Source organism: Salibacterium halotolerans, assembly GCF_900115625.1.
Classification (GTDB): Bacteria; Bacillota; Bacilli; order Bacillales; family Marinococcaceae; genus Salibacterium; species Salibacterium halotolerans.
Genome location: NZ_FOXD01000023.1, coordinates 41848 through 48848 on the forward strand (window position 1 = coordinate 41848; position 7001 = coordinate 48848).

The 7001-nt window shown below is 46.7% G+C and carries 7 protein-coding genes; 6 read left to right on the forward strand and 1 reads right to left on the reverse strand.

The features are described 5' to 3' along the window. The first annotated feature begins 16 nt into the window (after positions 1–16). The 5 genes from flgK (at position 17) to BM124_RS15540 (ending at position 4210) form a co-directional block, all read left to right on the forward strand. Positions 17–1561 (forward strand): flagellar hook-associated protein FlgK, encoded by a 1545-nt coding sequence (flgK, locus tag BM124_RS15520; protein WP_093338884.1) that lies wholly within the window; start codon positions 17–19, stop codon positions 1559–1561. Between the two features lie 26 nt (positions 1562–1587). Beyond that, positions 1588–2463 (forward strand): flagellar hook-associated protein FlgL, encoded by an 876-nt coding sequence (flgL, locus tag BM124_RS15525; RefSeq protein ID WP_093338886.1) that lies wholly within the window; start codon positions 1588–1590, stop codon positions 2461–2463. Positions 2464–2606: 143 nt separating this feature from the next. Beyond that, positions 2607–3062: a flagellar assembly protein FliW gene (gene fliW / locus BM124_RS15530; protein ID WP_093338887.1), complete on the forward strand. Its 456-nt coding sequence runs from the start codon at positions 2607–2609 to the stop codon at positions 3060–3062. Between the two features lies 1 nt (position 3063). Then, complete coding sequence (gene csrA, locus BM124_RS15535) at positions 3064–3294, forward strand: carbon storage regulator CsrA (protein WP_093338888.1); 231 nt, start codon at positions 3064–3066, stop codon at positions 3292–3294. A gap of 214 nt (positions 3295–3508) precedes the next feature. Then, entirely contained in the window at positions 3509–4210 is a 702-nt protein-coding gene (locus BM124_RS15540) for a response regulator transcription factor (RefSeq protein WP_093338890.1), read from the forward strand. 4 nt (positions 4211–4214) lie between these two features. On the opposite strand, the gene BM124_RS15545 is transcribed toward BM124_RS15540, so the two are convergent. Next, complete coding sequence (locus tag BM124_RS15545) at positions 4215–4700, reverse strand: competence protein ComK (protein ID WP_093338891.1); 486 nt, start codon at positions 4698–4700, stop codon at positions 4215–4217. A gap of 331 nt (positions 4701–5031) precedes the next feature. Between BM124_RS15545 and BM124_RS19550 the strand changes: the two genes are divergently transcribed. Then, complete coding sequence (locus BM124_RS19550) at positions 5032–6768, forward strand: flagellin N-terminal helical domain-containing protein (RefSeq protein ID WP_093338894.1); 1737 nt, start codon at positions 5032–5034, stop codon at positions 6766–6768. The last annotated feature ends 233 nt before the right edge of the window (positions 6769–7001 follow it).

Genomic DNA, 7001 nt, shown 5'->3' on the forward strand with positions numbered 1-7001 from the left:
AACAGGAGGAGAGAGCATGACGTCGACTTTTCATGGATTAGAGACAGCACTCCGCGGAATGAGAACCCAGCAGGCAGCCCTGCATACGACCGGCCACAATATTTCCAATGCCAATACAGAAGGGTACAGCCGCCAGCGCGTCAACTTCGGACAGACGGAACCGTATCCCGCCGCCGCAAGGAACGCGCCGGAAATCCCGGGTCAGATCGGAACCGGGGTGCAGGCGGACTTTGTGCAGCGTATCCGCGAAGGATATCTCGATCAGCAGTTCCGCGGCGAAAACGCCCAGTCCGGGTACTGGGAAGCACGTCACTCTTCTCTTGAGCGGATGGAAGGGCTGCTGAATGAGCCGTCGGACCAGGGGCTGTCCAGTAAAATGAACCAGTTTTACGACGCGCTTCAGGATTTATCAGCCAACCCCGAAGACTCCGGGGCCCGTGCCGTCGTGAAAGAACGGGGCATTGCGCTGGCGGATTCGTTTAATTACATGTCAGACAAGCTCTCATCCAATAAAGCGGATCTGGCCAATCAAATCGGTACAAACGAAAAAGAAATTAATTCCATTCTCAGCAATATCAACAGCGTAAACAAACAAATCGGCAGTGTCGAACCGAACGGGCAGATTCCAAACGATCTGTACGATGAGCGCGACCGACTGCTTGATGATTTGTCCAAGCGGATGAATATTGAAGTCGAGAACCTCGAGCCTGAAGGCCTTGCCAATTCCGCTGCGGAAGGTAAAGTCAATGTTTACCTTCTTAATGGTGAGGGAGAGCGGATGACGGATGGTGACGGTAATGATATTAAATTGATTGATGGAAACAATCTGGATCACCGCACGATAGACATTGAAAGTGGAAGTGATAACACAGAAACAAATACCAGCGGTGAAGACAACGGCAGAATGGGGAATGTGCAGTTGAGTTGGGAATCCGGGTCCGGCTCAACAGCCGATATTGATATCAAAAAATCCCCCGGCTCGCTTGCCGGGATGCTTGAGATGCATGATGGTAAAAACGCTGCAGGAGAAGACCTGAGCGGCACGTACCCGGATTTGATGAGTAAGTTAAATGAATTAGCTTATAACTTTGCTTCAAACTTTAACACTCAGCATGAAAAGGGAACAGACTTAAATGGAGATGATGGAGGAAATTTCTTTACCGTTTCAGGAACACCTGAGGCAGCTACCATATCTGTGGCTGAGGACATTAAGGAGAATCCTGATAAAATAGCTGCCTCATTAGATGGTAACGCCGGCGATGGTTCGAATGCGACCGAGCTTTCGAATATCAAATCGGACCACTTTGACGAAGAATATCAGTCGCTGATCGGAGAATACGGAGTGGAGACCTCTGAAGCGAAACAGATGATGGATAACAGCGCCACGCTCCGCGACAATGTCGACAGCCGCCGTATGGAAGTGAGCAGTGTGTCGCTCGACGAAGAAATGACAAATATGATCCAGTTTCAGCAGGCCTACAACGCCGCGGCACGGAATATAACGGCCGTCGATGAAATGCTCGACCGGATTATCAATAACATGGGACGCGTTGGAATCTAATACCGTGGTAAAGGAAGGTGAACGCCATGCGGGTAACACAATCTATGCTGACACAGAATTCGCTTCAAAATCTGCAGCAGAGTAATGAACGGCTGGGTATCCTGCAGGAGCAGCTTTCGACAGGCAAGAAAATAACGAAAGCCTCTCAGGATCCGGTTATTGCAATGAGCGGTATCCGGTACCGCGGAGAAACGAATCAGATCCAGCAGTTTCAGCGTAACGTCGGGGAAATGAAAAACTGGATGAATTCAACGGATTCCGCTTTGGATAAGTCGACAGAAGCTCTGCAGCGTGTCCGTGAATTAACTACACAGGCGGCTAACGACACATACGAAGAGGGACAGCGCGAGAATATTGCGGAAGAGGTAGCTCAACTACGTAATCACATCGGCGATATGGCTAATACAAAAATGAACGGGAAGTACATCTTTAACGGTACCAACACCCAGACAGCTCCTGTTGATGATAATGGAAATACGAACTTTGGTGATGGCGAAGTAGAAATGGAACTGATGGATGGAGTGAAGATCAAAGCTAACTCCAATCCGAAGAATACATTCGGAAATGGATTATTTAATACCTTGAGTAATTTGGAAGAAGATCTTCGTGATGATTCAAAATCCGGGGAAGATATCGGTGAATATCTAGACGACGTTGACTCCCATATCAATGACATGGTGAATGAACGGGCCGAGGTAGGAGCCCGCCAAAACCGGGTGGAAATGATTGAAAGCAGGCTTGGCCAGCAGGAAGTAACGGCGAAAGAAATTATGTCGGAAAATGAAGATGCCGATATGGCAAAAGTGATTATGAATTTGACAACGCAGGAGAGTGTGCATAAAGCCGCCCTTTCTGCGAGTGCACGAATTATTCAGCCGACGCTGCTGGATTTTCTACGCTAAAACATCATAAAGTTGAACGAATGATGAATATGCCGGTTTCGGAAAGAGCAGCATGATCTGCTTTAGCGTTCCGGCATTTTCTGTAACACCCGCAGCATAAAAGAAAAACGCTGGAATCATAATTGTTAAAAGGAGAGGCAGCCTTGAATATCCAGACGAAATATTTCGGAGAGATCCGCATTGAAGAAAACAGTATCCTGCGTTTTGAACAGGGCCTCCCCGCATTTGAAGACGAGACAGCCTTTGTGCTTCTCCCCTTCACGAGCGATGAGGTGTTTTTTATTTTGCAGTCCATCCACACCCCGCAGCTTGCCTTTGTGATGACCGATCCTTTTCAGTTTTTTGATGACTATCAGGTGGAAGTACCGGATTCGGTTATCGAACAGCTGGAGATTGAAGAAGAGAAAGACGTAGCTCTCTTTGTCATGCTGACACTGGAGGAGCCTTTTTCCGAAACAACCGCCAACCTGCAGGCCCCGATTCTGTTGAATATGAAGGTGCAGAAAGGGAAGCAGCATATCTTGAGCGAATCCCCGTACGAACGAAAGCATTTCATTTTCCCGCAGGACAGCCAGGCGGAAGAGAAAGGGGCCCGCTGATATGCTCGTATTAACGCGGAAACCAAATGAGTCCATCCAGATCGGGGAAGACATTGAGATCAAAGTTATCGCTGTGGAAGGCGACCAGGTCAAGCTCGGCATTAACGCTCCATCCCACGTGGACATTCACCGCCGCGAAGTATACCTTTCCATTCAGGAAGAAAACAACGAAGCCGCCGGCGACGATAATTTGTCAATTCTGGAAGCTCTATCCCAGCAGCTGAAAAAGTAGAAAATCATCGAATGTTGTTCTGTGCAGGCCGAAGGTAGGATATATTTGTTCCAAAAAGGCTCTGACAAAGGAAGAAAGGTACTGTCGTTCCTTGCGCCAAACCCCTGTAGAAGGTAATATTTACTTACAAGGAGATATAACTGCCATCTTTCGACATGCAGGCAGAAATGAACACTCCCATCCAGTCAGGATAATAATCAGGGGGAATGAAGGAATGGTCAGAACCGTGCATAAGAACGATTATGGAGCGGCGAAACTTCCAACGCTTTTTCTCGATCTTGATGGCTCCAGCCGTGTAAAAAAGGCTGCAGCACAGTTGGACAAGCCATTGATCGAAGCAGAAGCGTCATCTTTAATGAGTGCGCTGTCAGATGGACTGAAAAGAAACACCATCTATCATACGGCCTGCAATGAAAAGACATTGTATGAAAAGGTCCATGAACTGCAGGCGGCAGAAACCTACTTTCGTCTCGGGATCAATCTACCGTCGGAAAAAACAGAGTTGGTGAAGCAGCTGCTTCCTTATGATATATCGATAGTCTTGGCGTCCGACCGGCAGGAAACCCAGTGGTTCAGGCACTTTTTGGAATCATATAATTTCCCTGTCTATATCGATCCATGGTTCCAACCGTTTCTCGTGAAGAAATACCGGGAGCTTCATGAAGAGCGGGAGGAAACCATCCGCGAACTTCATTTGAATATTGAAAAAATCCGCACCATTTTATCGGATGCGGAACTTCGCATTTTTGAAAAGATTATCGAAGGTAAAAGCAACCGGCGTATCGCCGAAGAAAGCTTTCTCGCTGTCGCCACCGTGAATAACCACGTGAGCCATTTGACGAGAAAGATGGGTGCAAACGACCGCACCCACACGATTAAGCGGGCGATAGAAAAAGACTGGATCCGTATTTCCTAAAATGTTAAACCTGCATCTCCCGTGTCTCCACCATCGTCTGGCAGCGGCCTGTTTTCAGAATCTGCTGCTTCGCATGATACAGGGAGGCGTTCACTTTCACACGTTCTCCATTCCGGAATACAAGATATGTCCCCTGGTCATACTTGTCCATTTCCACACGGAGAACATGGGAATAGAAGAACCAGCTGTTTTCCCCTTCGCGGCCGCCCGGCAGAGGAAACGCATAAATGGAAGACTTCTCATTGACCGGAACCGGCCTCCGGTACTTAAATCCGAGTTTATTCTTCACATATGTCAGCCGTCCTGCCAGTGATGATCCCCCCTCCAGGCACGCTTCCTCTATAATGGACGTCACCGGCTGCGCACTGAATACAGAACCGCCCGTCTCATAGATTCTTGTCCTCACGTCCCCATCCCGCATCGCAACCAGCCCTACTGTATTCCTCGTTACACTATACGTATTCCTGAACTCAAGCATACGTGTCATCATGCACAACCCCTATCCTCAAAATGGGTGCAAAATCATGGTGCGAATCTGTATCTCCTATATAACCACACCCTTACAGAAAAATCCATCGTTTTCTAACAATTTTGCAATATTATAGTAAAGACGTACAGACAGAAAAGAAAACTTCTTTTCAAAAAGAACATCACAAAAAATGAAAAATATACTTAAATACAGAGAACAGATGCCGATATAAGGGATGTAAGGGCGCAGAAGACCCTGGCGGCCGACAGGACTTCCGAGCACCCAAGCGGACGTTTCCGCCACACGGACGTGGCAGCAGAACGTAAAAACACACTCAAGGAGGAACTATTTTATGATTATTAACAGTAATATTCCGGCGCTGAATACTTACAATCAGATGAGCCAAAACCGCAGTGACATGCAGGATTCCATGGAAAAGCTGTCTTCCGGACAGCGTATCAACAGTGCTGCTGATGACGCAGCCGGTCTTGCCATTTCCGAAAAAATGCGCGGGCAGATCCGCGGTTTGGACCAGGCAAGCCGCAACTCCCAGGATGCTATTTCGATGATTCAAACAGCAGAAGGTGCATTGAGCGAAACGCACAGCATCCTGCAGCGTACACGTGAGCTTGCTGTGCAGGCATCCAACGACACCAACACGGAAACAGACCGTGGAGAAATTCAGAAAGAAGTTAATCAGCTGACATCAGAAATCAACCGTATTGGAAACACTACAGAATTCAATACGCAAAGTCTGCTGAAAGGCGATGGACAATCCAACTTAGACAAGACTGGATTGGTAGATGATGTAACTTTACAAAATGGAGCTGCCAAGCAAACAACTGAAGCTTCAAAGACTACTACAATTACCGGCGCGGCAAGTGAGAATGCTTCCATATCGATTAATTTGGGTGGACAAGACTTAACCGTAAATTTTGAAGCCAATGATTCAAATTCAGATGTAGAAGCTGGTACGGGTTATAATGTTCAATCCAATAGTGCAAGCGTTGATGTATCTGGTACCCCTAGTACTGATAACACAGCTGCAGGAGCTAGAGATGCTCTTCAAAAAGTTATTGATTCAAATGAAGTTTTAAAAGGTAACTATGAAGTTAGTGGTTCTGGATCTGATATTACCGTTTCTGCTGTCAAAGGTGGCGATTTTGAAGGCCAGGCAGGTAATGGCAGCATAGCAGATTCAACTGTAACACAGGGAACAGGAACCTCACTAGCTCAAACAGTAACTCAAAATGAAACAGGTTCAACGACAGCTGCTCAAAGCGCTTCAACATCTATTGACTTCAGCGGTGTGACTTCAGATTCTGCTGTAAAAGACTTAGCTGGCACAGGTATGACAATAAACGGCCAGCAGGTTGAATTTTACAATGCTAATGAAGGAGAATATAACGGCGACGCTACTGGTGTGAATATTTCCAATGCTATAGGCGCTAGCAACCGAAGTGAATCCCTTGTTGACAATATTTCTTCTCAATTAGGCTCTGAACTGGAAGGAGTAAATGTTAAAGAAGGTGGCAGCGCTAGCGAGTTAGCTATTGAAGCGAAAGAAGGCGGCGTGGACGGAAATAATATTTCTGTTACCGATGGTGGTAAACAGGAAGCATTCCAGGCCACTTTCCAAGTAGGAGCTAACAATGGTCAGTCCATGACAATTGAAGTGAATGACATGCGTGCCAACGCTCTTGGATTAACTGGTGAAGCTGGTGAAGAAGGTTTCAGTGAATCCAACAATGTGACAAATGGTACGAACAATAACACGGTCGAAGCAGCTCTGGATCTAACCTCATCAGAAAGTGCTTCGAAGGCCATTGAAACAATAAGCAGTGCGATCGAACAAGTGTCATCGCAGCGTTCCAACTTAGGTTCATTCCAAAACCGTTTGGATCATACCATTAATAACTTGGAAACATCATCTGAAAATCTGTCATCTGCGGAATCCCGCATCCGTGACGTTGACATGGCGAAAGAAATGATGGAACAGACCCGCGCTAGCACACTTGCGCAGGCGTCCCAGTCCATGCTCGCCCAAGCCAACCAACAGCCGCAGCAGGTTCTTCAGCTGCTACAATAAAATCTTTACAAATAGGGGGACTTCAGTTATCAATCTGGAGTCCCTTTATTAATTGTGACAGGCACCATGAGAGGTATGTATGTAAATATCTTGGTATGGAGCATTCTAACTTATCAGATTCTATTTATAAAAACGGGGCTGTATCAAAAGCCCTTAACTAAAAAGCCATGGACGCCATCTTCAGATGGTGACCATGGTTTTTTACGTATTTTTAAAGCCAGCTTATACAGCTG

Bases quoted from the DNA above. Each gene is read 5' to 3' on its own strand.
- flgL (WP_093338886.1), top strand. From the start codon at position 1,588: ATGCGGGTAACACAATCTATGCTGACACAGAATTCGCTTCAAAATCTG.
- flgK (WP_093338884.1), top strand. From the start codon at position 17: ATGACGTCGACTTTTCATGGATTAGAGACAGCACTCCGCGGAATGAGA.
- BM124_RS15545 (WP_093338891.1), bottom strand. From the start codon at position 4,700: ATGATGACACGTATGCTTGAGTTCAGGAATACGTATAGTGTAACGAGG.
- BM124_RS19550 (WP_093338894.1), top strand. From the start codon at position 5,032: ATGATTATTAACAGTAATATTCCGGCGCTGAATACTTACAATCAGATG.
- BM124_RS15540 (WP_093338890.1), top strand. From the start codon at position 3,509: ATGGTCAGAACCGTGCATAAGAACGATTATGGAGCGGCGAAACTTCCA.
- csrA (WP_093338888.1), top strand. From the start codon at position 3,064: ATGCTCGTATTAACGCGGAAACCAAATGAGTCCATCCAGATCGGGGAA.